This window comes from Acuticoccus yangtzensis, assembly GCF_001927245.1.
GTDB classification, from domain to species: domain Bacteria; phylum Pseudomonadota; class Alphaproteobacteria; order Rhizobiales; family Amorphaceae; genus Acuticoccus; species Acuticoccus yangtzensis.
Window position 1 is genome coordinate 602257 of the sequence record NZ_MJUX01000001.1, and the last position, 24047, is coordinate 626303.

At 68.5% G+C, this 24047-nt stretch carries 23 protein-coding genes, 1 tRNA gene and 1 pseudogene; 22 read left to right on the forward strand and 3 right to left on the reverse strand.

What is annotated here, in order from left to right; all coding sequences use genetic code 11:
* Window positions 1-7: 7 nt before the first annotated feature.
* From BIX52_RS02650 to BIX52_RS02695, 11 genes and pseudogenes are all read left to right on the forward strand, one after another.
* Window positions 8-1078 carry an L-threonylcarbamoyladenylate synthase gene (locus BIX52_RS02650; protein WP_083659958.1) on the forward strand — a complete coding sequence of 357 codons (1071 nt, stop codon included), beginning with the start codon at window positions 8-10 and terminating at the stop codon, window positions 1076-1078.
* Between the two features lie 63 nt (window positions 1079-1141).
* The gene (locus tag BIX52_RS02655) at window positions 1142-2065 is read left to right on the forward strand and encodes a histone deacetylase family protein (RefSeq protein WP_205647678.1); all 924 of its coding nucleotides are present in this window, start codon (window positions 1142-1144) and stop codon (window positions 2063-2065) included.
* Between the two features lie 10 nt (window positions 2066-2075).
* Window positions 2076-2312: pseudogene (locus BIX52_RS02660) on the forward strand (exodeoxyribonuclease VII small subunit); the annotation flags it as partial.
* Window positions 2313-2638: 326 nt separating this feature from the next.
* Window positions 2639-4075: an MFS transporter gene (locus tag BIX52_RS02665; RefSeq protein WP_075219428.1), complete on the forward strand. Its 1437-nt coding sequence runs from the start codon at window positions 2639-2641 to the stop codon at window positions 4073-4075.
* A gap of 13 nt (window positions 4076-4088) precedes the next feature.
* Window positions 4089-4754, forward strand: a complete 666-nt coding sequence (locus tag BIX52_RS02670; protein ID WP_075219429.1) for an SCO family protein — start codon at window positions 4089-4091, stop codon at window positions 4752-4754.
* A gap of 66 nt (window positions 4755-4820) precedes the next feature.
* Complete coding sequence (locus BIX52_RS23890; RefSeq protein WP_281249172.1) at window positions 4821-4952, forward strand: hypothetical protein; 132 nt, start codon at window positions 4821-4823, stop codon at window positions 4950-4952.
* Window positions 4953-5184: 232 nt separating this feature from the next.
* Window positions 5185-5928 (forward strand): TlyA family RNA methyltransferase, encoded by a 744-nt coding sequence (locus BIX52_RS02675; RefSeq protein ID WP_075219430.1) that lies wholly within the window; start codon window positions 5185-5187, stop codon window positions 5926-5928.
* Window positions 5925-7058, forward strand: coding sequence for a class I SAM-dependent RNA methyltransferase (locus BIX52_RS02680; RefSeq protein ID WP_075219431.1), 1134 nt, complete (start codon window positions 5925-5927; stop codon window positions 7056-7058). The genes BIX52_RS02675 and BIX52_RS02680 overlap by 4 nt, the downstream gene beginning before the upstream one ends.
* 36 nt (window positions 7059-7094) lie before the next feature.
* Window positions 7095-8174, forward strand: a complete 1080-nt coding sequence (locus BIX52_RS02685) for a class I SAM-dependent methyltransferase (RefSeq protein ID WP_075219432.1) — start codon at window positions 7095-7097, stop codon at window positions 8172-8174.
* Window positions 8175-8248: 74 nt separating this feature from the next.
* Window positions 8249-8644 carry a hypothetical protein gene (locus BIX52_RS02690; RefSeq protein WP_139312696.1) on the forward strand — a complete coding sequence of 132 codons (396 nt, stop codon included), beginning with the start codon at window positions 8249-8251 and terminating at the stop codon, window positions 8642-8644.
* 168 nt (window positions 8645-8812) lie between these two features.
* Window positions 8813-10093 carry an O-acetylhomoserine aminocarboxypropyltransferase gene (locus BIX52_RS02695; RefSeq protein WP_075219434.1) on the forward strand — a complete coding sequence of 427 codons (1281 nt, stop codon included), beginning with the start codon at window positions 8813-8815 and terminating at the stop codon, window positions 10091-10093.
* A gap of 74 nt (window positions 10094-10167) precedes the next feature.
* Here BIX52_RS02695 and BIX52_RS02700 read toward each other — a convergent pair whose 3' ends face one another.
* On the reverse strand, window positions 10168-11232 hold the full coding sequence (locus BIX52_RS02700) for a COX15/CtaA family protein (protein WP_075219435.1): 1065 nt from the start codon (window positions 11230-11232) through the stop codon (window positions 10168-10170).
* A gap of 221 nt (window positions 11233-11453) precedes the next feature.
* Here BIX52_RS02700 and BIX52_RS02705 point away from each other — a divergent pair, with 221 nt between their 5' ends.
* Window positions 11454-11648 carry a DUF2842 domain-containing protein gene (locus BIX52_RS02705; RefSeq protein ID WP_075220122.1) on the forward strand — a complete coding sequence of 65 codons (195 nt, stop codon included), beginning with the start codon at window positions 11454-11456 and terminating at the stop codon, window positions 11646-11648.
* Here BIX52_RS02705 and BIX52_RS02710 read toward each other — a convergent pair whose 3' ends face one another.
* A complete protein-coding gene (locus BIX52_RS02710; protein WP_075219436.1) occupies window positions 11649-12218 on the reverse strand; it encodes a hypothetical protein in 570 nt (189 codons plus the stop codon).
* 129 nt (window positions 12219-12347) lie between these two features.
* On the opposite strand from BIX52_RS02710, the gene BIX52_RS02715 reads away from it, so the two are divergent.
* The 10 genes from BIX52_RS02715 (at window position 12348) to BIX52_RS02760 (ending at window position 23557) form a co-directional block, all read left to right on the forward strand.
* Window positions 12348-12424 (forward strand) — tRNA-Pro (locus tag BIX52_RS02715).
* Window positions 12425-12685: 261 nt separating this feature from the next.
* Window positions 12686-14530 carry a hypothetical protein gene (locus BIX52_RS02720; RefSeq protein WP_139312697.1) on the forward strand — a complete coding sequence of 615 codons (1845 nt, stop codon included), beginning with the start codon at window positions 12686-12688 and terminating at the stop codon, window positions 14528-14530.
* 3 nt (window positions 14531-14533) lie between these two features.
* Entirely contained in the window at window positions 14534-16135 is a 1602-nt protein-coding gene (locus tag BIX52_RS02725) for a Dyp-type peroxidase (RefSeq protein ID WP_075219438.1), read from the forward strand.
* 41 nt (window positions 16136-16176) lie between these two features.
* On the forward strand, window positions 16177-17373 hold the full coding sequence (locus BIX52_RS02730; RefSeq protein WP_075219439.1) for a cytochrome P450: 1197 nt from the start codon (window positions 16177-16179) through the stop codon (window positions 17371-17373).
* 173 nt (window positions 17374-17546) lie between these two features.
* Window positions 17547-18125: a hypothetical protein gene (locus BIX52_RS22705; protein WP_139312698.1), complete on the forward strand. Its 579-nt coding sequence runs from the start codon at window positions 17547-17549 to the stop codon at window positions 18123-18125.
* Window positions 18113-19639: a S1 family peptidase gene (locus BIX52_RS02740; RefSeq protein WP_075219441.1), complete on the forward strand. Its 1527-nt coding sequence runs from the start codon at window positions 18113-18115 to the stop codon at window positions 19637-19639. The genes BIX52_RS22705 and BIX52_RS02740 overlap by 13 nt, the downstream gene beginning before the upstream one ends.
* Window positions 19640-20000: 361 nt before the next feature.
* Entirely contained in the window at window positions 20001-20501 is a 501-nt protein-coding gene (locus BIX52_RS02745; RefSeq protein WP_083659959.1) for a DUF2231 domain-containing protein, read from the forward strand.
* Window positions 20494-22107: a PQQ-dependent sugar dehydrogenase gene (locus BIX52_RS02750; RefSeq protein ID WP_075219442.1), complete on the forward strand. Its 1614-nt coding sequence runs from the start codon at window positions 20494-20496 to the stop codon at window positions 22105-22107. The genes BIX52_RS02745 and BIX52_RS02750 overlap by 8 nt, the downstream gene beginning before the upstream one ends.
* 221 nt (window positions 22108-22328) lie before the next feature.
* A complete protein-coding gene (locus tag BIX52_RS02755; RefSeq protein WP_075219443.1) occupies window positions 22329-23036 on the forward strand; it encodes a cytochrome c oxidase assembly protein in 708 nt (235 codons plus the stop codon).
* Window positions 23030-23557 carry a CopD family protein gene (locus BIX52_RS02760; protein WP_245803092.1) on the forward strand — a complete coding sequence of 176 codons (528 nt, stop codon included), beginning with the start codon at window positions 23030-23032 and terminating at the stop codon, window positions 23555-23557. Before BIX52_RS02755 ends, BIX52_RS02760 begins: the two co-directional genes overlap by 7 nt.
* Here the strand turns inward: BIX52_RS02760 and BIX52_RS02765 are convergent.
* The gene (locus BIX52_RS02765; RefSeq protein ID WP_075219444.1) at window positions 23527-24042 is read right to left on the reverse strand and encodes a DUF2231 domain-containing protein; all 516 of its coding nucleotides are present in this window, start codon (window positions 24040-24042) and stop codon (window positions 23527-23529) included. The genes BIX52_RS02760 and BIX52_RS02765 overlap by 31 nt on opposite strands.
* Window positions 24043-24047: the final 5 nt, after the last annotated feature.

Below are 24047 nucleotides of genomic sequence, written 5' to 3' on the forward strand. Positions count from 1 at the left end.
CTCGCCCATGACAATAGGCGCTCCGATCGCAGGTGGCACCCTTTGCGGTGCGCAAAGAGTTGATTCGTCAGCGGACGAGGCGGCCGCGGCCGCGCGTGCGGCGGACGTCCTTCGCGCCGGCGGGCTCGCCGCGCTGCCGACGGAGACGGTCTATGGCCTCGCCGCGCTGGCCGCGTCGCCGGGGGCCGTGGCGCGGATCTACGCGGCGAAGGGCCGCCCCTCCTCCAACCCCTTGATCGTCCACGTCGCGAGCCTCGAGCAGGCGGCGACCTTTGCGGACACGTCGGCCGCCGCGGCCCTCGCGGACCTGTGGCCTGGCCCCCTCACCGCGGTTCTGCCGCTGACCGACGCCGCCGCCATCGCCCCCGCCGCGCTCGCCGGCGGCACCACGGTGGCGGTGCGCATCCCCGCCTCTCCCCTCTTTCGCGCCGTGTGCGCCGCGGCGGGGCCGCTGGTCGCGCCGAGCGCCAACCGCTCCGGCCGCGTGTCCCCCACCACGGCGGCCGCGGTCGCCGAGGAGCTGGGCGCGGTGATCGACCTCATCGTCGACGCGGGGCCATGCCCGGTGGGGTTGGAATCGACGGTGGTCGACCTCACGGCGACGCCGCCGCGCCTGCTGCGGCCCGGCGCGACGAGCCTTGCCGCGCTCGCCGCCCGGCTCGGCACCGTCGCCACCGGGCCCGCGGCGGACGGCGGTGCGCCGCTCCGCTCGCCGGGCCTTCTCGCGTCTCATTATGCGCCGGACGCCAAGGTGCGGCTCGACGTCGCCGCGGCCGACGTCGGCGCGGACGAGGCGTGGCTCGCCTTCGGGGCGGAGACGTCCGCCGCCGCGCCGGAGCGCACGTTCCGCCTCTCGCTCAACTGCGACCTCGACGAAGCGGCCCGCGGCCTCTACGAAGGATTGCGGCGCCTCGACGCCACGGGGGCGGCCTCCATCGCCGTCTCGCCGATCCCCGCCGAAGGGATCGGCCTTGCCATCCGCGACCGGCTGATGCGCGCCGCAGCCCCGCGCCCGGACAGTCCAGCGAGCGGCGGCCCGACAACGGGCGCACCCGCGAGCGGCGGCCCGGACGCCTAACGAGACGCCCGCCGGCGATCCGGCCCCTCGATCACGTCTCCCATCAGAAGGTGACGGAGCCTGATGACGATCATCTACACCGACCCCGTGTTCGGCCGCCACAAGACGCCCTCCGGCCATCCGGAATGCGCCGAGCGTTTCGCCGCCGCCGAGCGCGCCCTTGCCCACCCCAAGTTCGAGCCGCTGGAGCGCCGCACCGCGGGTCCGGTGCCGGCCGATGCCGTCTTCGCCGTCCACCCCGAGGCGCACATCGCCGACCTCGATTCCATGGTGCCAGATGAAGGCCTCGTCGCTGTCGACGCGGACACCGCGATCGGCCCCTTCACCATGCGGGCCGCGCGCACCGCGTCGGGCTGCGCCATGGCGGCGGTCGATGCCGTGTTCGCGGGGGAGACGAAGAACGCTTTCGTCATCGGCCGTCCGCCCGGCCACCATGCCGAGAAGACGCGGGCGATGGGCTTCTGCTTCCTCAACCACGTCGCCATCGCCGCGCGCCATGCCCAGCGCGTCCACGGCATCAAGCGCGTCGCCATCGTCGACTACGACGTGCACCACGGCAACGGCACGCAAGATATCTTCTGGGACGATCCGACGGTGTTCTACGCCTCCACCCACCAGGTGCCGCTTTATCCCGGCACCGGCGAGGCGAACGAGCGCGGCCGCGGCAACATTCTCAACGTACCGCTGCCGCCCGGAACGCCGGGCTCGCTCTACCGCACGCTGTTCGACGGAGCGGTGATGCCGGCCCTCTCGGCGTTCAAGCCGGAGCTTCTCATCCTCTCCTCCGGGTTCGACGCTCACGACGACGATCCGCTCGCCAACATTCGCCTGTCGGACGCCGATTTCGTGTGGATCACCGAGCGAATGATGGACCTCGCGGACCGCACTTGCGAGGGTCGGCTCGTCTCCTCGCTCGAAGGGGGCTATGACCTTGCCGCGCTCGGCCGCTGTGTTGCCGGCCATGTCGGCGCGCTGATGACCGCCTGAGGAGCCCGCCATGATGGACCGCCCCGACGTTGCGACCATGACCTTCGAGGCCGCCATGGGCGAGCTGGAAGAGATCGTCGACATGCTGGAGAAGGGCAACGTTCCGCTGGAGGAATCCATCGCCTTCTACGAGCGCGGGGAGGCGCTGAAGGGGCGCTGCGACAGCCTCCTCAAGAATGCCGAGATGCGGGTCGAGAAGGTCCGCATGAAGGCGACGGGCGAGCCGTCCGGCACCGAACCTCTCGACAAGAAGGAGCCGGCCGCGCCCGCCGCCCGCTCCGCCGCGCGCCGTCCCGCCCCGGCGGCCCCGGCCTCCCCCCGGCCCGCAGCGCTCGACGACGACGACATTCCGTTCTGACCCGGCCCCTGCCGGCGGTCGCCTTCCGCCGGACCCTCCGCAGCCGTCGCGCTGCCTGCTCCCGGCACCCGTCGCGAGAGCGTGCCCCGCGCCGGGGCTGAACCGGGGCTTGGGGCGCCGGGTCACGATTGGGGCAAAGGGGAATTTTACCTCTCGACATCGCCTCTCCGGCCACGATATCGCCGGGCATTGGCTCAGTCCCAAGAGAGTGGCGTATGTCGAGCGGAACTGTCATTCAGAGCGAGGAGCGCGTCAGCGTCGGCGCCGCGCTCGCTCCGGTCGCGGCGCTGCTGCTCGGCACGGCGCTGCTCTATCTCGGCTACGGACTGCAGGCGACCCTCATCCCGCTGCGCGCGGACCTCGAGGGATTTTCGCGCGTCGCCATCGGCCTTCTCAGCTCCACCTATTATCTCGGCTTCGTCGCGGGCTGCATCTTCGCGCCCTATCTCATCCTGCGCGCGGGCCACATCCGCGCCTTCGCGGCCATGGTGTCGCTTGTGTCGGCCGCCGCCCTCTCCTTCCCGCTGGTGACGGACGAGGTGTCGTGGATGGTCTTCCGCTGCGCCACTGGCTTCTGCATCGCGGGCGTCCTCGTCATCATCGAGAGCTGGCTGAACGACAAGGCGACGAACGCCACCCGCGGCGTGGTGATGAGCGCCTACATCGTCATCACCTATGCGATGATCTCGATCGGCCAGATGGGCGTGGCGGTGCAGCCCATCTCGTCCTTCGCCCTCTTCGCGCTGTGCTCGATCATGCTGTCCGTCGCCGCCGTTCCGGTGGCGTTGACGCGGGCGAGCCAGCCGGCGCCAATCCCGGTGGTGAAGTTCGATCCGGGACTTCTCTGGTCGGTCGCCCCCGCGGCCTTCGTCGGCTCGTTCATGTCCGGGATGATGGTCGGCTCGTTCAACGGCCTCGGCTCCATCTTCGCGGTCGATTCCGGCTTCCGCACCGACGAGGCGGCGATCTTCGTCTCCGCCTGCGTGCTCGGCGGGGCGATCGGTCAATATCCTCTCGGCCGCCTGTCGGACTTCTTCGACCGCCGTCTGGTGCTCCTCGGCGCCTCCGCGGCGACGGCCGCCATCGCCTTCCTGCTCGCCTTTGCGAGCTTCCTGCCCGGCATCGTCATCCTCGGCCTCGGCTTCGTCGTCGGCCTCGCCATGCTGCCGATCTATTCCGTCGCCGCGGCCCACGCTTATGACTGGACGCCGCAGGAGAACATCGTCCCGACCTCGGCCGCGCTCCTCATCGTGTTCGGCGTCGGGTCGATCATCGGCCCGCTTGTCGGCTCCACCTTGATGGCGTTCATGGGTCCGGGCGGGCTCTTCCTCACCATCGCCGGCAGCGCCATATTCCTCGCCCTCTTCGTCTCGGCCCGCATCACCATGCGCAGCCGCCCGGAAGAAGAGATGCGCACCGACTTCGACTATGCCGCGACCGCGGTGGTCGGCGGCGCGATCACGCCGGAGCTGATCGACGAGGACGATCCGTCGATGGAGGTGCCGGTCGGCTTCTCGGCATTGGAGATCGACGAGGCGGAGCGGATCGAGAACGCCGACGACACGATCGAGGCGCCCCAATCGTCGCAGCCCCCCGGCGAGCCCCTTTCCGCCGACACCGTGACGGGCGATAGCAGCGACACGAAGCACTGAGGGAAGCCCTGCCATGAGAACCATCCGCCTCGTCCTTTGGGGACTCGTCCTCGTTCTCGGCGCGGTGGTGGCCGGTGTCACCGTCGGGCGGCTTCTCACCAACGAGCCGATGGTGGCGTCGAGCCCGCTCGGCGCGGCCCAGCACCGCGCCAAGTACGAGAACGCGGGCGGCCCCTTCACCGCCCTCACCACCCAGGGCGCCACCGTCACCGAGGCGGATTTCCGCGGCAAGCCGATGGCGGTCTTCTTCGGCTTCACCCACTGCCCGGACGTGTGCCCGACCGCGCTCCTGGAGGCGCAGCAATGGCTCGACGCGCTGGGTGACGAGGCGGACGAGATCGCCGTCGTGTTCGTCACCGTCGACCCCGAGCGCGACACGCCGGAGGTGCTGGGGCGCTATATCGAGGCGTTCGACGACCGCGTCGTGGGGCTGGTTCCGACGTCGCTGGAGGCGCTGGAGCAGATGGCGGAGAATTACGGCATCATCTATGGTAAGGTTCCCCTCGGCGAAGGCGACTATACGATGAACCACACCGCCGACACGCTGCTGTTCGACGAAGACGGCGCGTTCGCGGGCTTCATCCCGTTCACCCCGTTCTCCACGCGGCAGAACGAGGAGCTGACCGCGCGGGCGACGAACCAGGCGGTCGACCAGTTGAAGGCGCTGATCGAGGGATGAGGCGGGTGGGACGAGGACAGTCCGGCACTGCGAGCAGGATGAGGTGAACGGAATGAGGCGAACGGGATGAACACGGCGGCGGCAGTCTCCATCACCGCGGCGGTCTTCCTCCTCGCCCTCGGGGTGACGATGTGGCTGACCATGGGCGCCACGATCTTCGCCGTGATGACGGAGTTCGGCCAACTCATCTGCGGCTGACCCCCGCCTGCGCCGCTCTTTGGCGCCCCGGACTCCCCGCGCCGCACTCATCGGCATGACGGTCTCCCTGCGGCGCCGCCATCGGCGCGCCGACCAGCCCGGCCGCCAGCGCCGAACCGCGGCAGCACCATTCACCCCTTCGATTGCACGGAACGAGGCGCTATAGAGGCGCCATGATGCGCCTCGCTGTCCTCCCCATCCTGCCGCCCTTCCGCGCCCGGAGCACGCTGTGATGCGTCTCGACCAGGCCCTTGTGGCGCGCGGCCTCAGCCGCACCCGCAGCCAGGCGCGCGAGGCGATCCTGCGCGGCGCCGTCACCGTGGACGGCACCGTCGTCACCAAAGCCGCCCTGCGCGTCGCCGAGGACGCGCGACTTCAGACGGCGGGCGAGGCATGGGTGAGCCGCGCCGCCCACAAGCTCGTCGCCGCGCTCGACCATTACGGGATCGACCCGGAAGGCGCCCGGGCGCTCGACATCGGCGCCTCCACCGGCGGCTTCACCGAGGTGCTCCTGGCGCGCGGCGCGGCGGAGGTGATCGCGCTCGACGTCGGCCACGACCAGCTCGCCGCGAAGCTGCGCGCCGACCCGCGCGTCCACGTCATCGAGGGGCTCAACGCGCGCCATCTCATGGCCGACGATCTCCCCTTCGCGCCGGACCTCGTCGTGTCGGACGTGAGCTTCATCTCGCTGAAGCTGGCGCTGCCGCCGGCACTCGGCCTCGCGGTGCCGGGCGCGCGTCTCGTCGCCCTCGTCAAGCCGCAGTTCGAGGTGGGGCGCGAGGCGATCGGCAAAGGCGGCATCGTGCGGGACGCGGCGGCTGCCGATGCGGCGCTGGCGGACGTCACCGCCACCATCGCCGCGCTCGGCTGGCGCCTGGAGGCGGCGATCTACTCGCCCATCGAAGGCGGCGACGGCAACCGCGAATTCCTCGTCGCCGGGGTGAAGACCGGCGCGGCGGCGGGGGTGACCGCGTGAACGCGGCCGCCGCCGAGGCGCCCGTCGGCACCTGCCCGCTGTTCGGCCGCTGCGGCGGGTGCAGCCATCTGGACCGCCCCGCCGACCTCTACGCGGCCGAGAAGGAGCGCCACGTGGCCGCGGCGCTCGCCGGGCGCGGTGTCACGGCGGCGGTGTCGCCGCTCCTGCGCCTGCCTTTCGCCAGCCGCCGCCGCGCCACGTTCACGGCCGTGCACGACAAGGGCGGCGTGAAGATCGGCTACCAGGCCGCCCGCTCGCACGAGGTGGTGGACGTCGCCTTCTGTCCGGCGCTGGACCCGGACCTTGCCGCCGCCCTGCCGCGCATCCGCGCCATCGGCACCGCGGCGGCCGCGGGAGGGCGCGCTCGCATGACCGCGACGCTGACGGCGAACGGCGTCGACCTCACCATCACCCGCGAGACGAAGACCCCCGCGCGCCGCAAGCCGCCGCGCGGCGCCAAGGGCAAGCGGCGCGATGGGCCCGGCCCGCTGCTCATCGAACCGCCGACCGAGACCGGCCCCGGCGCGCTCGTGCGCGTGATGGTGGACGGTGACCTCTCCTTTATGACCGAGCCGCCGGTGGTGGTGTTCGCCGGTGTCGCCGTCCCCTTCCCGTCCGGCGCCTTCCTGCAGGCGAGCCGCGCCGGCGAGGCGGCGATGATCCGCCTCGTCACGGAGGCGATGGCGGGCGCTGAGAACGTGGCCGACCTCTTCTGCGGCCTCGGCACCTTCGCCGTGCCGCTGACCGCCTCGGCGAAGGTGCTGGCGGCAGAGATCGACGGTCCCGCCCTCGAAGCGCTGCGGGCCGGGATGGCCCACACCACCGGCCGCAGAGCCCTAACCGCCGTCAGCCGCAACCTGATGCACCATCCCCTGTCGCCGCAGGAGCTGAAGGGGATCGACGGCGTCGTCTTCGACCCGCCCCGCGCCGGGGCCGAGGCGGTGGCGCGCGAGCTCGCCCGCTCCGATGTGCCGCGCCTCGCCGCCGTCTCCTGCGAGCCCGCGACGCTCGCCCGCGACCTCGCGATGCTGACCGAAGGCGGGTACAAAATCACGCAGGTGGTGCCCGTCGACCAGTTCGTCGGCACGGCCCATATCGAGGTGGTGGCAACCCTCGAGCGCGAGCGTTGACGCCGACCGGGCGTAAGCGCTGACGCCAACGGAGCGATGACGATGACGCCAGTGGAGCGGCTCGCCCTTCGGACGCGGTTCGGATTGACCCAGGCGGCGCGCGTCGGCTGGTACGCGGCGCAGAACCGTGCGGGTGTGCGCGCCGGACGGGAGGCCGGCGAGGGTCTGCCGCCGCCGCCCAAACCGGTCATCGAGGCGCCGGCGGGCGTCCCGGAGCGGGCCACGCTGCTGAAGCAGGTTCGCCAGCTTCTCGCCCGCGATCTCGCCAACATCGAAGCCGGGCTCTACCCGATGCCGAAGGACGAGCCGGACGGGCTGCGCGGCATGTTCGCCCGGCGCGACCTCTACCTGAAGGACATTCCGGCGATCGTGCGCCGCCGCGCCACGGGATCGCACCAGGAGCTGGACCGCAGCGGCGCCACGCGCCCGCGTTATTACATGCAGAACTTCCACTTCCAGACCGACGGGTGGATGAGCGAGGAGTCTGCAAAGCTCTACGACACGCAGGTCGAAACGCTGTTCTTCGGCGCGGCCGCCGCGATGCGCCGCCAGGGCCTGGTGCCGATCGCCGAGATGGTGCGCGCTCGCGACCAGCGCCGCCTCAAGATGCTCGACGTCGCGTCCGGCTCCGGCGCCTTCCTGGCCGATGTTCGCCACGCCTTCCCGCGCCTTCCGGTGATCGCCAGCGACCTGTCGGAGCCTTATCTGGGGCTGGCGCGGCAGCGGGTGCGGCGCGCGGGCGGTGCGGCGCTGAGCGGTGCGGTCGTCGGCGCGGCGGAAGCGCTGCCCTTCGCGGCGGATACGTTCGACCTCGTGTCCAACATCTACCTTTTCCACGAATTGCCGCCGAAGGTGCGGCCGCTGGTGGCGGGTGAACTGGCGCGTGTCTTGTCACCCGGCGGTCGTCTGATTGTCATTGATAGTTTACAGACAGGCGATAACTTGGAGCTGGATGGCCTGCTCGAACTCTTCCCTCAGCTTTTTCACGAGCCCTACTACCGGTCCTATGTGACGGAGGACATGATCGGGCTGTTCGAAGGGCGAGGCCTCACGCTTGTGGCCAGTTGGGCAGCATTCGTCTCGAAAGTGATGGTGTTCGAAAAAGCACCACGCTGAAGACGGCTCCAGCTGCTAGGGTGAAGTCGTCGTTGGCTTAAGACAACACGCCCGCTTCGGGCGGCAGAGCTGATATGAAACGTGTGCCCAACAGTTTTCGCAAAACGATGCTGATTGCGCTCGGCATCGTCTGCCTCATCGTGGGGGCGATCACCGCCCCCACACCACTGCCGACCGGCGTGCCTTTGCTCGCCATCGGCATCGTGCTGCTGGTGACCCTGTCGCAGACGGCACGGCTTTATGTGCGCCGCCTGCGCGCGCTGTCCGGCCCGGTCGACCGGGGCTTTGCCTTCGTGGAGACGCGCACCGGCCGGCAGATGTCCACCGTGCTGCGCCGCACCCGCCCGCTCGCCCGGAAGATCGAGGCGAAAGCGGCGATGAAGGCGGCCACCGCCGCCATCGCCTCCGTGCGCGCCCGCCACCAGAGCACGGCCCCATCCGGTTCGGCCCCCGCCCCCGGCGCCGACTGACACCGGAGCGCCCGGCAGACCTGATCGAACGCGCCGGACAGGCCCGACAGCGTGCAGGACTGGCCCGGTGAAGGCCCGTCGGAGCCCCGTCGGCACGACATTAACACAACCGTTTGACGCCGCCGCTGGGTTGCCCGAGAAGAGGGCCAAACTCACGGAGGAAACGTCATGGCCGCTCACGAGCCCGGCTTCAACACCCTCTCGATCCACGCCGGGGCCCAGCCGGACCCGACGACGGGCGCCCGCGCCACGCCGATCTACCAGACGACCTCGTTCGTGTTCGACGATGTCGACCACGCGGCGTCGCTGTTCGGCCTGCAGGCCTTCGGCAACATCTATACCCGCATCACCAACCCCACCAACGCGGTGCTGGAAGCGCGCGTCGCCGCGCTTGAAGGCGGCACGGCCGCGCTCGCCGTCGCCTCAGGCCACGCCGCGCAGCTCAACGTCCTCCACACGCTGATGACGCCGGGCGACGAACTCGTCGCCTCCAACAAGCTGTACGGCGGGTCGATCAACCAGTTCACCCACTCGTTCAAGAACTTCGGCTGGAATGTGAAGTGGGCGAACGCGGACGATCCCGCCTCCTTCGCCGCCGCCATCACCGACAAGACGAAGGCCATCTTCATCGAGTCCATCGCCAACCCCGGCGGCGTGATCATGGACATCGAGGCGATCGCCAAGGTGGCGAAGGCCGCCAACGTCCCGCTGATCGTCGATTCCACGATGGCGACGCCCTATCTGATCCGCCCGTTCGAGCACGGCGCCGACATCGTCGTCCACTCGGCGACGAAGTTCCTCGGCGGTCACGGCAACTCCATCGCCGGCGTGATCGTCGACGGCGGCACGTTCAACTGGGCCGGCGACGCGCGCTACCCGATGCTGTCGGCACCGCGTCCGGAATATGACGGGATGGTGGTGGCCGAGACCTTCGGCAACTTCGCCTTCGCCATCGCCGCGCGCGTGCTCGGCCTGCGCGACCTGGGCGCCGCGCTGTCGCCGATGAACGCCTTCCTGGTGCTGACCGGTATCGAGACGCTGGCGCTTCGCATGCAGCGCCACTGCGAGAACGCGCAGAAGGTCGCCGAATTCCTGTCGACGCACCCGAAGGTGTCGTGGGTCAGCTATCCGGGCCTTCCGGGCGACAAGTATCACGAGCTGGCCAAGAAATATTGCCCGAACGGCTCGGGCGCGGTGTTCACCTTCGGCCTCGCCGGCGGTTACGACGCGGGCGTGTCGCTGGTCTCCAACCTGGAGCTGTTCTCGCACCTCGCCAACATCGGCGATACGCGCTCGCTGGTGATCCACCCGGCGTCGACCACCCATCGCCAGCTTTCCACCGAGGCGAAGGTCGCCGCGGGCGCGGGACCGGACGTGGTGCGCGTGTCGATCGGGCTGGAGACGGTCGAGGACATCATCGCCGACCTCGACAAGGCGCTGAACGCCTGACGGCGCTCGGCCGCTGACGCAAAGAAGGCGGCCTTTCGGGGCCGCCTTTTTCGTTCGCGTGGTGGAATGCCGCCTCAGGCTTTGCGGCGGGTCAGGCGGGTCGACGTGTCGACCGTGACCCACAGGATGACGGCCGCCACGAACTGATGCGTCAGCGCCAGATGCAGCGGGACCCGCATGACGACGACCGCGACGCCGATGGCGACCTGCAGGGTGACTAGGGCGGCGAGCGCCACGGAGGCCCCCCGCACGGCGCCCGCCCGCCACGCCGCCAGCGCGAACGCGACGACGGCGAGGAAGACGACATAGCCGAGGATGCGGTGGTCGAACTGCACGGTCAGCGGATTTTCGAGCATGTTCATCCACCAGGGCGAAAGGTTGCCGAGGCCTTCGGGGATCAGCGCGCCGGCCATGGTGGGCCACTCGTCGGAGGCGAGTCCGGCGTCCATCCCGGCGACGAGGGCGCCGAGGAAGATCTGCCCCAGCACCAGGAAGGGCAGCACCTTGCCGAGCGCGGTCACCGCGCCGGGTGCCGCCGCCGTCGCCCGTCGTCCCGCGGCCCGCGCGGAAAGCCACACCGCCAGGGAGAGGATGATACATGCCAGCGTCAGATGCACCGCGAGGCGGTAGTGGCTCACGTCCACCCGCTCGGTGAGGCCCGAGGTGACCATCCACCAGCCGACCGCGCCCTGAAGGCCGCCGAGCGCCAAAAGGCCGAGCGCCCACGGCTTCAGCCACCCCGGAAGCATGCCGCGCAGCCAGAAGAAGGCGAGAGGCAGCGCGAAGACGAGGCCGATGGAGCGCGCCACCAGCCGGTGCGCCCATTCCCAGTAGAAGATGGCCTTGAACTCGTCGAGCGACATGCCGCGGTTGACGAGCTGATATTCGGGGATCTGCCGGTAGAGGGCGAGCGCGTCCTGCCAGGCCGCCTCGCTGAGCGGTGGGATCACGCCGACGATCGGCTCCCACTCGGTGATCGAGAGGCCCGAATCGGTGAGCCGCGTGCCGCCGCCGACCACCAGCGTGGCGATGACGAAGGCGGCCACGACGCGCAGCCACCATACGACAGCGCGGTGTGCGCGTTCGGTTCGGGCGGGCCGGGTTCTGGCAATGTCGGAGTGCAGGCTTTGCGTATCCATGGGGCGAGATCTATCGCCGCCCGCCGCCCTTGCCAAAGCCTTTGTTCGCCGGCGCCATCATGCCGCGCCCGTGCCGCGGCACGATCGTGCGGCGCGGGCTTGCCGGCGCCGGCGCGATCCGTGAGAAGGCATCGGCGGGCGGGTGGTCGCGCTGCGCCCAGCGGGCGGTACGCACCGCTCAGGATCCGGCACGCGGCACGGGAAGGAGACGCGCTTTGAGCATGAGGCTTCGCAAGTTCATCGGAACGATCATCACGGTGAGCTTCCTTCTGATTTACTGCCTCATGGCGATGGTGTTGGCCGCGCGGCTGCTGCCGGGCACCAGCGGCGTCGTGCAGCTCGGCTACTACGCCGTGGCGGGGCTTCTCTGGGTGATTCCGGTCGGCCTCCTCATCAAATGGATGCAGCGCGAGTGATCACGACGCGCGGCGCGCCTTGTTTCGGCGCTTGCCGAGGCTGGTGATGGCTTTGATCAGAAGGATGGCGAGGCTGGCGGCCAGGGTGACGTAGGCGACGGCGAGGCCCCATTGGCCCTCGGTCGTGTGAGTGAGGCGATAATGCTGGCTGCTGGCGCTGGCGGCGAGACGGTCGCGCACCCCGCTGGCGATGGTGTGCCCTGCGAGCATCTGGCCCGACGAGACGCGGATCCGCACGGTTCCCGGCGCCTCCTGCTCGACCTCCACCGCGCGCACCATGCGTTCGACATCGGCCATGCGCGCATCCTGTCCCGCCGTTGCGGCGTCTGCGAGACTGCGGCCGTCGTCCGCGAACGCCGCTCCCGGATGAGCCGGCTGGATCGCGGCGAGCATGGCGGGGGTGAACGTGTCGAGCGCGTCGACGATGGCGCCGTCGCGCGCGGCGCGGACGTGGGCGGGGTCGACCGGGCCATCGAAGGTCATCGTGATTTCGATGGTCGAACGCGGGCTGAACGGGTGGGCGAGCACGGCGGCGAGGCTCATGACCGCCAGGACCACCAATCGGCGCATGGGGCTCTCCTGTCTGAGACCGGATCAGCCTAGCGGACGGCCCTGTCACGAAGCTTCGTGGAATTCGGATAGGTTCGTGTCGCAAATGCTTGCACCCGCGCCGTGAACCCGTTAGATGCTGGCCTTGCTCGGAGCGTAGCGCAGCCTGGTAGCGCACTTGACTGGGGGTCAAGGGGTCGTGGGTTCGAATCCCGCCGCTCCGACCATTTTCCTCACCCGTTTCAATCTGATGATTTTCTTGCGAGGCCAGCTCATGTTGGCCTCCGCGCAATGCTGTGACGGTTGTCGCTGATGGGTGAGGAATCCGCCCGGAGCAGCTACCGGCTTCACGCGTCGGTGGTTTTGCAATCATTTCGCGCCGCGCGGGAAGCTTGAGGGCGCCTCAACCCTCAAGGCGACTGCTCGGGCCGCCGCTGACATTCCTGCACCCTTTGCGATGATGAGCCTCGGTCCCGGCCGCCGCCTCGATGCCCAGCGCGCCCGCATCGCCGACAGCCTTAGATGCTTCCAATGCAGCGCAATTTAAGATAATATTGAGTGGCAGGTTCACGTTGAACCTGCATGTTTTAAGTCTTTTCGATACCCCGCGGCCCTGCCCGCATCACGATTATCGCGACACTGCCGCGTGGGACCGGCATTGGTCGGAACGGATTTCAACCATGCGCCAGACGACCCTTTGCGTTCCGCTCGACGTTCGGCCCGAAAGCACGGAACGCCTCTCCGCGCTGATCGAGCTTTTGCGGCGCCGCGAAGATCGCCCGCACATCGGCGCCGCCGACAACTTCGCGCTTCTCAGCCGGGCCGTCCCCACGCTGCACTTCATGTCGCTCAGCGTCTTCGAGCATCAATCATTCGACCCGATCTTTATCATCGAGGCCAATTTCGACGGGCGACCGGGACCGTTCTGGGCCCAGCTGGAAGCGCAGATGGGCGAGGATCTGCGCGAAATGCTGCGGTGCTGCAAAGAGCCCTTCGACCGAACCCGCAACCTCTACTGCGCGATCACCGCGGAGGGATCACGGGTGCCCGTCGCACCCTATCTCGAAGCGTCCACCCAGCGGCCGAGCGTTTTTCACCACGGCAACCGCGGCCTGACGCGCGACCGCATCATCGCCGAAGCCAAGCTGTTCAGGGCCCTGCGCGAGGAACTCGACAAGCCACAGAACCAGGGAGCGCAGCCCTACCGCGGCGCCGAACCGGAAGACGTTCGGGACCGTCTCTACCAAAAGATGCTGCCCGAGCACCCCTGGCTCGGCACGCCTGGCCCCCCGCGCGTGAGCGGGACCGAGCGCTTCTTGGACATCAGCCGACTGTTCTTGTTCGCCACGATGGTCGTCGGAGCCCTCGCCATCCCCGGCATCCTCATGGCGGCGATCCTTCAGACACCCATCTACCTCGCCGGCGTGGCGCTCTTCGCCCTCGTCGGGATCTACCTCATCGCCCGAGACCGCGCCCCGCTGCCCGGAACGGAGGTGAAGACGACCTTCAGCCTCCTCGGCTACCTGTTGAAGCATGCGCCGCTGGTTCTGTCGGTGCTGCTGCTGCCGGCCGCCATCTTGACCGTGGTGCTGACGGCAGTCGCGCTCAGCCTCGTCGGCCTCTACGGCGCGATCACCGGGCTCACGGGCGAGATGGAGGCTTTCCTCTGGCCGGTCTCGCGTGCGGTCATCCTCGGCGTCCTCGGTATCGTGTCGACCACGCCGTACCTCGTGTGGTGGCTCCGCCGGCTCGAGATGCGCGACCACTCGCAGGACTCGCCGCACGTGGACGACGACATCGCCACGCAGATGGCGCGTTACGAGGACTGGGTCTCGCAAAACCATATGGGCTCGATCGTCCTGATCCGTCCGGGCGTTTTGCGCAGCATCATCATCCGCTACGGCCACATGGGCCTTGGCCTTCTTCTGAGGGTGACCGCGACGAACGGCTACCTCGGAAGCATGCGCACGGTGCATTTCGCGCATTGGGCTTTCCTGAACAACGGCAGCCGTCTGCTCTTCCTCTCCAACTTCGACCAGAGCTGGGGCTCCTATCTCGACGACTTCATCGAGAAAGCCCATGTCGGCCTGACGCTCGCCTGGGGCTGCGGGGTCGGTTTCCCGCCGACACGCTTCCTTATCTTCGACGGCGCCAGCCATGGGCGGCGTTTCAAGGCGTGGGCCCTCGCCTCCCGCGCGGTGAGCCGCTTCTGGTACTCGGCTTATCCCGATCTTTCGGTCGATCAGATCGAGCGCAATCACCGGCTCGCCGAAGGTCTGCGCAACGGCCCGCTGAACCGCGCCGACAGCCGCACCTGGATGAAGGATCTCTGACCCGTGTCAGCCGCACATCCGAGCTGGAAACTTGCCCCTGACGTCGCCGCGGCGACACAGGCGCTGGTGGCGACGGGGTTCGGTCGTCTGCCGACCGGGCGCGCCCTGTTCCTGCGCCTGCCGAGCGATTGCGGCGGCGCATGGCTGAAGGCGTTGCGGGGCGTGGTCCCCATCACCGTCGCCAGCGATCTCGCCGAGAAGGCCCTCCCCCAAGCCGCCGCGATCGCATTCACCTGGACCGGTCTTCAACGCATGGGCCTCGCCCCCAACGCGCTCGCCTCCTTCTCGGCCCCGTTTCGCGAAGGGATGCTGGAGGAGAACAGGCTGAGACGCCTCGGCGACCGGCGCGGCGACGTCTGGCTCGACACGGTCGTCGAAGGCGGCCCGCGCTGGAGCGGCAACACCCCGCCGCGTCAAGCCGAGAAGAACGTGCGCGCCTACAGCGTGGATCTGTCGGAAGGGAAGCCGGAAACCGGCACGGCGGTGACCGGCGGCGTCGTCCATGCGCTGCTCTTGATCTACTCGCGCAACGACGAGGAGGCCGATGCGACGTGTGCCGCCGCCGTGGCGGTGCTGGAAGAGCATCATGTCCGCGTGGTCCACACCCAGCCCCTCCTCCTCGACGTGGAGCAGAGGAGCGGGATCAGCCGCGAGCATTTCGGCTTTGCGGACGGGCTGTCCCAGCCCCAGCCCTACGACCGCAACGGCCACGTCTTGAAGGACGGCGCGCCCGCCACGGAGCCGCATCCGGTCCAGGGCGTTCCCCTCGGCGAATTTCTGATGGGCTATGAGAACGGCCACCAGGAGATCGCTCCGGCACCCGTCGTCCCCGGCGATGTTGCCGGCACGGAGGATCAACGCCCGATCAAGGCCGGCCTCCCACGGCACCCCGAGGCGCGCGGCTTCTTCGATTTCGGCCGCAATGGCAGCTACCTCGTGGTGCGGGAGCTGGCGCAGAACGTCGCCGCCTTCTGGCGCGCGATGGATACCGCCGCCGCCCTCATCCGCGAGAACGAGCCGGAGGCGCGCGAGGTCACGTCAGACTGGGTCGCCGAGCGCGTCGTCGGCCGCGACCGCGAAGGGCATCTCATCCGCCCCGGCAACCGCCGTCAGCTCACCCGCGACGCGCGGCCGGACAACGATTATCTCTTCTTCGACGAGGATCGGCACGGGTTCGGCTGTCCGCTCGGAAGCCATGTGCGGCGTGCCCACCCGCGCGATTCTCTGGCCCCGACACAGAGCACCAAGGCCACGCTGCTGAAGGCCGCCAACAACCACCGGATTTTGCGGCGCGGACGCAAATACGGCCCCAACTGCGCCGACCTGAGGGTCGATGATGGGGCCTCACGCGGCCTCCTCTTCATGTGCCTGAACACGGACATCGCGCGCCAGTTCGAGTTCATCCAGCAGACGTGGCTGCTGAACAGCGACTTCCACACCATGTTCGAGGAGACCGATCCGCTCATCGGGCCGGACGGCTGGATGACCATTCCGGAGGACCCGCTGCGCCGGCGCATCCATGTCGAGACGTTCGTGCAGTTTTCGGGCGGCGAATATTTCTTCTTGCCGAGCATCCCTGCCCTCAACTATCTCGGCCAATTGTGAGCGCGCTGAATTCTCCTCACGTCTTGCGTCCGGCGCGCGGCATGAAGGCGTGGCTGGCGGCCCGTCTCTTGGGCCAGGCCCCGCGCGCCATGGCCGTGCTGAGGCGCGTCCGACCTGTCCTCAAGGTCGGTTCGACCGTCATCGTCACCCGGTACGATGATGTGCTCGAGGTATTCCGCCGCGACGACGTGTTCGATACGCCGTACAAGGCGCAGATCGACGTCCTGACCGGCGGCGAGCCCTTCTTCCTTGGCATGCGGGCCGGCCCGGACTATGACGCGGGCGTCAAGGCGATGCGCACGGTCATGCATGCCGGCGATCTGGCACGGCTGGGCGAGCGAGCGGAGACACTGGCGGCCACCGCCGTCGCCGCACACGAAGGCGGCTTGGACGTGGTCGACGATCTCGCCCGCCGCGTGACCTTCGAGCTTTATGCGGATTATCTCGGCATCCCGCGACCTCCGGAGGGACGCATCGAGGTGTGGGCGACCCGGCTCTTCGAGTTTCAATTCGCCGGTTCCCCCGACGACCACGCGCTGCGGGCCGAGGTGGACGAGATCGCCCCCGCCTTTCGCGCCCACATCGACGGCGAGATCGCCCGTCGCAAGGCCGCCGGATTGAACGGTGCCGACGACGTGATGTCCCGCTGTCTCGCGCTGCAGGCCGCGGGCGAGACGCAGTTCACCGACGCCTTCATCCGCACGCACCTGCTTTGCATGATGGTCGGCGGGCCGCCGCAGCCGCCGATGGTGATCCCTCACGCCATGGAGCAGCTTCTGCGCAGACCGACCGCTCTGTCGGCCGCCGTCGCCGCCGCGCGCGCCGACGACGACGAACGGCTATGGAGGATCGTGCGCGAGGCGCTGCGGTTCGATCCGCTGGCACCGGCTCTGCCGCGCGTCGCCACCGCCGACCTCACCATTGCCTGCGGCACATCGCGGGAGACTCCCCTGGCGGCCGGCACGAAGGTCTTCGCCGCGTTCGCCTCCGCGATGCGTGATCCGCGCCGCCTCCCCTCTCCCGAGACGTTCGACCCCGACCGGCTCGATCACGAGTACATCCACTTCGGCCACGGCCTGCACGAATGCTTCGGGCGGATGATGAACGAAGCCACGTTGCACCGGATCCTGAAACCACTGTTGAAACAGCCTCGTCTGCGGCGCGCTTCCGGTCCTTCGGGCCGCCTCTCCAAGAACGGCGTCTTCGCCGACCGCCTCACCGTGCGATACGGACCCTGAACGTCATGCCGCCTTGCAGTTTTCCCGTCCGACCCGCCCCTGTGAACGGCCTGCCCAAGCCGCGAACTCATCCAGCGCAACTTGCTGCTCTCGGCCCCTCGTGCTCAACTCGCGATGATATTCTTCGCTCCGCCCATACGGCGGATGGGCCCCAATTCATTGGGAGGTCATGAGTGCAACTCTTGTCGCTCGCGGCAGCAGGTGCGGTGGTTGGCCTCCTTGTGGGTCTTTCGGCAAGTGCCGTCGTCTCGTCTCTGATCGGTGCCGTACTGACACTCGCTGCTGCCGTCATCGGCGGAAAACTGGCGACCCCAGCAGATGAGAAGCAGCGTAATCTCTCCCTTCTGGCCTTTACTTTGTCGCTTCTACCGGGACTCGGAGGAGGGTTGATGCTGCGGACCCATGACATCTTGAGCCCCACGCTCGAGTCGTCCGTCGCACGTTGGACCGCGGCCGGCTACACCCCAGCCGAAGCGCGAACGATCGTGGCATTCGAGCGGGCCCGGATCGCGCCGGCCGGAGCAACAAAAAGCGACGCACCATCCACGGCCGCCACGCTCCTGTTCGACATGCCGGGCGGGAGCCTGTGCGGCGTGCTGGACGCCGGCCTCTTTCCGGATGCCGAGACGCGGCTTCAGGAAATGGCCCGGTCGGAGCCGCCTTGGAGCCGGGTCAAGCCTCTCGCAGAAGACGCGTCCCACAATCCCGAGACCGTGGCTGAGACTGCGTGGCAAGTCTTATGCGCACCATGAACCTCAACCCTATCTCGCGGACGGCCCAGCGGCGCTTGGGTCGGATGATCGTCATCCTTGCCGCCTGGCTCAGCGTCGGGCCGGTCGACGCCGCGCCGTCTGCGGATGTCGTGAATGCCGCGAAGCGTTCTGTCGGGCGCATCGAAGCGTCTGGATGCAGCGGCGATACACCAGCGCGCATCGGGACCGGGTTCGTCTGGCTCGACGGCAAAACGGTCCTGACGGCTCGCCACGTCGTTGCAGGATGCAATCGCATCAAGGTCAGGTTCGAGGCGCTGAATCGCTCCTTTGACGCACAGCCCCTGCGCCAACTTGCCGAGCAAGACCTCATCTCACTCCAGCTGCCAGTGCAAACGGGCCTTCCACCCCTTCCGGTGCAGGAAAGCGTCCCCTCGACCGACGATATTCTCGCTGCCATCGGCTATGCACTCGGCGCCCCCACGCTCGACGACAAGCATCTTCGTGTGACCAGCGCCAATGACCGGGACGGGGCACGCCTGCGCGATCTCTTGAACGACTCCGCCCGGAGGGAGCTGGCTCGCTCCGGCGAGCTCGATCCCGACACCCGCATCATCCGCCTCGACGGGAACCTTCTTCCGGGACACTCGGGCGGTCCGCTGATCGACAGTCGCGGGTCTGTGCGAGCGATCGGCTCCGGCGGTCTTCGGTCCGGTGCGGGCGGTGTTGTCTGGGCTGTCCTGGCTCGCTACGCGAAAGATCTCGCCACCGCACCCATCGTTACGCATCCCCTCGCCCACCAAGCGACATCACTTGCCTTCGCCTACCAGACCGAGTTGCCGGACAGCCGCAACGCGCGGGTCGAATGCGGAGACGCAGTGCTCACGCCCGCCGGCCGCTTCACCCTGGCCGATGGCGGCTTGCTGACCGACGATGTGGCGGGCCTGCAGCAAATATTGATGATGTGGCAAATCGGGCCGGACGAACTCGGGACCTACGCCTTCCAACGCTACGTCGATCAGGAGAGTGGCGCCTCCGTTGCCATCCCGGTCCGTGCGGGCGCGCTGCGCTCAAGCGGCGACACTTGCGTTGCGGACGGCATGGACCCGCTCACCTTCGTGATCCAGGGACGGCAATTGGATCAGGCCGCGTCGTTCCAGAGGACGCTCGATGTTCAGCAGAAGTCGGCCGAGTTCGAGGGCGCCATCAATTCACGCTTGCCGAACCGGCCCTTCATGATCGACCCGTCACTAACCTACGGAGCGCCACAAAATCGATGGGACGGGTTCGTCGTGCGGAGGAAGGGTTACGCCAACCAACGGCCGACCTTCAGTGGTGATCCGGAAGCGGACGTCGTCTTCCTCACGCACATGGCGCGGGGTGATCAGTATTTTGGCGTGGCGGCGATCATGCTGGATCTCGAGGTCCCGTACGCAGCCGCGCAGTCTTGCCACTTCGCGCCGCTGAGTGCGCAATGCCGTTCGGTCAAGGACCGCATGGCGCCGCGGCTGTCCTCCATCGTCGCGGTTCATCTCGCCACGTATCCGCCGCTTTGAGCCGCACGAGTTCAGACGGCCGCCGTGAGAAGAGCGTGCGGCGAGAGCGTCGGCGCCGTCGCGTCACATTGGCGCTCCTGCCGCCTCGGCGGGTGGGATGAAATGCTCACCAGGCTCACCCCTGGAAGGCAAAACTGAGCACGTTGCTGACCGACCGATCCGCGTGCCCGGCACGCGACCGAAGAGCGCGGCCGCCGAAAAACGCCGCGACGCCAGGGCATAACGCGCCGGGATGAGGCGTCGGCACTGCGGGCGATCCACCGGGCGCGCCGGCGCGAGGCCACCCTTCGACGGCGCGATATCGACGGCGATCGGGCCTCGGCGCATCGGAAGCGGCATCTACAACAGTCGGGAACTCCAGGTGGAGTTCACGCGCTTCCCGTACACCTTTCTACAAGCCGGGTTGGTGTTCATGGCGTCGTCACACTCCTTACCGGTCGCGATCGGCGGCCCTCCGCTTTATGCCGGGGTCGTCCCATTCGCGACGGTCCCCTTCATCCTCGTTCTCGTCAGCGACATCGTCTACTGGCGCACCTCGAACCTGTTCTGGCAGCATGCCTCCGAGTGGCTCCTCCTCGCGGCATCCGTGATGGGCGGGATCGCGATCGCCCTCTTCCTGCTCGAGGCGCTCTTCCGCCGCTCCATCCGCCCCTTGTTGCCGGGCTGGTCGGCGGCGGTCCTGTTCGGCGCGGCCTATGCGGTCGGTATCGTGAACAATTTCGTCCATGCGCGGGACGGGTGGACGGGCGTCGTCTTCCTGGGCCTCGGCCTGTCCATCGCGACCGTCGTCCTCCTCGTTCTCAGTGCGCTGGCACGGCGCGCTCCGGTCTACCGTCGTGAGTTGGGAGCCCTCCATGCGTAACGCCGCCACCTTTCGCCGTTCGACAGCATTGGTCGGCGGCTCGCTCGCGCTTCTCTTGCTCGCGGGCTGCAACGAAGGCGGATCGGATTTCGACATCTCCTCGCAGATCGGTCCGGACCCCGTCCTCCCCGCCCCGCAGGCCGCGCTCCTTCCGGATCTCAAGGTCGCCCCGGTCATCGGCTGGACCGAGGGGCAGACGCCTTCGGTGCCGGACGGCCTGACCGTCAGCGCCTATGCGAGCGATCTTGCCCACCCGCGGACGGTCCACACGCTGCCCAATGGCGACGTTCTGGTGGTGCAGGGCCAGGGTCCGTCAGGAAAGCCGGTCGAGCGCCCGAAGGATCTCATCCGCGGCTTCATCATGACGATCGCGCAGGGCGGCGGAGGCGAGCAGCGTGAGAGCAACCTCATCACGCTGCTGCAGGATACGGACCGAGACGGCGTGGTCGACAATCGCAGCGACCTTCTGACGGGCCTCGCCTCGCCGTTCGGCGTCGCGTGGATCGACGATACGCTCTATGTCGCGACCACCGAGGCGATCGTCGCCTATCCGTACCGCTTGGGTGAGACGGAAATCACCGCCGAACCCGAAGTGGTCACCCCGCTCCCCGGCGGGCCGATCAACCACCATTGGACCAAAGATCTCGCCCTCTCACCCGACGGCGAGAGGCTCTACGTCTCCGTCGGATCGAACTCCAACATCGCCGAGCGCGGCATGGAGGCGGAGAAGGGGCGCGCCGCGATCTGGGAGGTGGACCGGGCGACCGGGGCCTCGCGCGTATTCGCGTCGGGGCTAAGGAACCCCAATGGTCTGACCTTCCACCCCGAGACCGGCACGCTCTTTACCGTGGTCAACGAACGGGACGAGCTGGGGCCGAATCTGGTGCCCGACTATATGACGTCGGTGCAGGATGGCGGCTTCTATGGGTGGCCGTGGAGCTACTATGGCGACCATGTCGACGATCGGGTTCACCCGCCGCGGCCGGACATGGTGGAGCGGGCGATCAAGCCGGACTACGCCCTGTCGAGCCATGTCGCAGCGCTGGGGATGACGTTTACCATGGGCTCGGCCATGCCGGACGCCTATGCGAACGGCGCCTTCGTCGGCGAGCACGGAAGTTGGAACCGAGGCAACTTCAACGGCTACAAGGTGATCTATATCCCGTTCGAGAACGGAACGCCTTCGGGGATGGCCGAGGATGTCGTGACCGGCTTCCTCGACGGGGACGACACCCGTGGCCGCCCGGTCGGCCTCGCGATCGACGGGACGGGCGCGCTGCTCGTTGCCGACGATGCGGGGAATACCGTGTGGCGCGTCGCAGCGGCCGACGGAAGTGTGACGCCGGAGCCGATCGGAACCGACCGCGTCGGCGCGGGGCCGGCCGATGCCGCGGCCGCGCCCGCAGCAGTTCCGGCGACGGAAGACACTGCGGCGACGGACGCAGGCACTAACCCGGCTGCCGCCGACAGCGAGGCCGCTGCCACGGCCGATCAGGAGGCTCCCGCTTCGCCCGCAGCGGCGGATGCGTCCACCGCGGCGGACACCGCGACCCCGCCGCAGACCGAGATCGCGCCGGCGACCCTCCCTGAAAGCGGCACCCAATAACCGCAATGAGGAGCCGCAGCCGCTGCGGCTCCGCACCCGCATTCCGGCGCGTCAGCCCGAAAGCGGGCATGACGCGCCGCCGTGGCGCGGCGGTCTGCCGCGGTGATCCGCCGGGTGGGAACGAACGGTTTGCCATGCGGTTGCTTTTGGGGGCGGCCACGACTCTCGCGTCGTCGGCCGCTCCAGATTGAACAGTCGATCCAGCGGAGGGCGCCTCGCGGATGAACGCCACGTATTGCGGACCGCCGCCTGCGCCAGACGCGGTCTGGACGACCTGGAATTTCGATCCGATCTTGATCGCGGCCCTTTTGACCCTCGGCGTCTTGGTGCGGCGGGACGCGGCCGGCCTCGCCGCGGTGGTGGTCCTCGCGCTCGCGTTCGTGTCGCCGCTTTGTCCGCTTTCCTCGGCCCTCTTCTCAGCGCGTGCGGTTCACCATGTGCTGCTGGTGGCGGTCGCAGCTCCCTTTCTGGCCTGTGCCTTCCCGGCCCGGCGCGCGGGTCGAAGCGCCGTCGCCTTCGCTGTGTCGTCTGTGGTGCTTTGGGCGTGGCATGTGCCGGGCGCCTATGACCTCGCGCTGTCCAATGTCGCCGTCTATTGGTTGATGCAGCTCACACTGATCGTCAGCGCCACCTGGTTCTGGCGCTGCGTCCTGGCCTGTGAGGCGTCGACGGTGGACAGCCTCGTTCTGATCGTCGCGGCCTTCGCGCAGATGGGGATGCTGGGGGCGATCCTCACCTTCGCTGCGGAGCCGCTCTACGCCGCCCACGTCGCCGCGCCGCTGGCGTTCAGGATTGCGCCGCGCGACGATCAGGCGCTCGGCGGGCTCATCATGTGGGTTCCGGCCGGGATCCCTTACGCCATCGCAGCGGCATACGTCGCGCGGCGCGGCTGGGCGCTGATTACCAATCGGAGTGCCCCGGCGTGCTAGACGGCCCGATCCTCTCGGCGCTCACCGCCGCGATCCCCCTCTTCAAGGCCGTCCATGTCGCCGCACTGCTCGTCTGGGCAGGCGGCCTCATCGCGCTTCCTCTGATGTTGTCGCGGCACGACCCCGCGGTCTCCGCGGAGGACTACGCCATCATCCGCCGCAGCACCCACCTCAGCTATACTCTCTTCGTGACGCCGGCCGCGGTGATCGCCATCATCGCCGGAACCTGGCTGATCTTCCTGCGCGAGGTCTTCACCCCGTGGCTCTACGCCAAGCTCGCGTTCGTCGCGCTGCTGGTGGTGGTGCACGCGTGGGTGGGGTTCATATTGGCGAAGGTGGCCGAGAAGCCGGGCGAGCATACCCCGCCGGCCCCTTGGCTGCCGATCATGGCCATCCTGCTGCCGGTGATCGCAATTCTGGTCCTGGTCCTCGGCAAGCCGACCTTCGGTTGGCTCACCTTTCCCGAATGGCTCAGCGAGCCGCGCGGGCGTCAGCTTCTCTTCGACGTTCCCAGCCGATAGTCGAACACGAGCTTGCCGCCATGCCATCCCGTAAACGCCACGACGCCAGTGCAAAGCGCCGACAGGAGGATGCCATAGGGCAGCACCGCCGCCTCGTAGCCGTAAAGCCTGTGCCCCCAATTGGCACCGAGCAATGCCAGCAGGGTGACCGCGATGATGAAGTGTGTCCATGCCGCTGCGCGGACGCGGATGCCCGCGACCAGCAGGAGCTCTGCCGTACCAGAGAAGCCCGCGAACATGCCGAACAAGAAGCCGGTTCCGGCCGCCCACAGTGCGGCGCGCGCCCAGAAGGCATCGCCCGTCCACCAATAGAGCGCGTCCGCCCCGAAGGTGCAGAAGGTGAGCGCGACCGGGAAGGCCACGCTCATCGCGTGGATGGGGTGGCCCATCACCGCGATACGCGACTCGGTCTCCTCGAAGCCTGGAATCTCGGCGATGGGGTCCGTCAACTCCTCGCCTTCGTTCTTGATCGGTTCGGCCGTCATCCTTC

Coding starts and splice junctions, on each gene's coding strand:
- BIX52_RS02740 (WP_075219441.1), top strand. CDS start 18,113: ATGCGCACCATGAACCTCAACCCTATCTCGCGGACGGCCCAGCGGCGC.
- BIX52_RS02675 (WP_075219430.1), top strand. CDS start 5,185: ATGCGTCTCGACCAGGCCCTTGTGGCGCGCGGCCTCAGCCGCACCCGC.
- BIX52_RS02650 (WP_083659958.1), top strand. CDS start 8: ATGACAATAGGCGCTCCGATCGCAGGTGGCACCCTTTGCGGTGCGCAA.
- BIX52_RS02690 (WP_139312696.1), top strand. CDS start 8,249: ATGAAACGTGTGCCCAACAGTTTTCGCAAAACGATGCTGATTGCGCTC.
- BIX52_RS02670 (WP_075219429.1), top strand. CDS start 4,089: ATGAGAACCATCCGCCTCGTCCTTTGGGGACTCGTCCTCGTTCTCGGC.
- BIX52_RS02685 (WP_075219432.1), top strand. CDS start 7,095: ATGACGATGACGCCAGTGGAGCGGCTCGCCCTTCGGACGCGGTTCGGA.
- BIX52_RS02765 (WP_075219444.1), bottom strand. CDS start 24,042: ATGACGGCCGAACCGATCAAGAACGAAGGCGAGGAGTTGACGGACCCC.
- BIX52_RS02695 (WP_075219434.1), top strand. CDS start 8,813: ATGGCCGCTCACGAGCCCGGCTTCAACACCCTCTCGATCCACGCCGGG.
- BIX52_RS02710 (WP_075219436.1), bottom strand. CDS start 12,218: ATGCGCCGATTGGTGGTCCTGGCGGTCATGAGCCTCGCCGCCGTGCTC.
- BIX52_RS02750 (WP_075219442.1), top strand. CDS start 20,494: ATGCGTAACGCCGCCACCTTTCGCCGTTCGACAGCATTGGTCGGCGGC.
- BIX52_RS02655 (WP_205647678.1), top strand. CDS start 1,142: ATGACGATCATCTACACCGACCCCGTGTTCGGCCGCCACAAGACGCCC.
- BIX52_RS02730 (WP_075219439.1), top strand. CDS start 16,177: ATGAAGGCGTGGCTGGCGGCCCGTCTCTTGGGCCAGGCCCCGCGCGCC.
- BIX52_RS02700 (WP_075219435.1), bottom strand. CDS start 11,232: ATGGATACGCAAAGCCTGCACTCCGACATTGCCAGAACCCGGCCCGCC.
- BIX52_RS02755 (WP_075219443.1), top strand. CDS start 22,329: ATGAACGCCACGTATTGCGGACCGCCGCCTGCGCCAGACGCGGTCTGG.
- BIX52_RS02665 (WP_075219428.1), top strand. CDS start 2,639: ATGTCGAGCGGAACTGTCATTCAGAGCGAGGAGCGCGTCAGCGTCGGC.
- BIX52_RS02705 (WP_075220122.1), top strand. CDS start 11,454: ATGAGGCTTCGCAAGTTCATCGGAACGATCATCACGGTGAGCTTCCTT.
- BIX52_RS23890 (WP_281249172.1), top strand. CDS start 4,821: ATGAACACGGCGGCGGCAGTCTCCATCACCGCGGCGGTCTTCCTCCTC.
- BIX52_RS02720 (WP_139312697.1), top strand. CDS start 12,686: ATGCCCAGCGCGCCCGCATCGCCGACAGCCTTAGATGCTTCCAATGCA.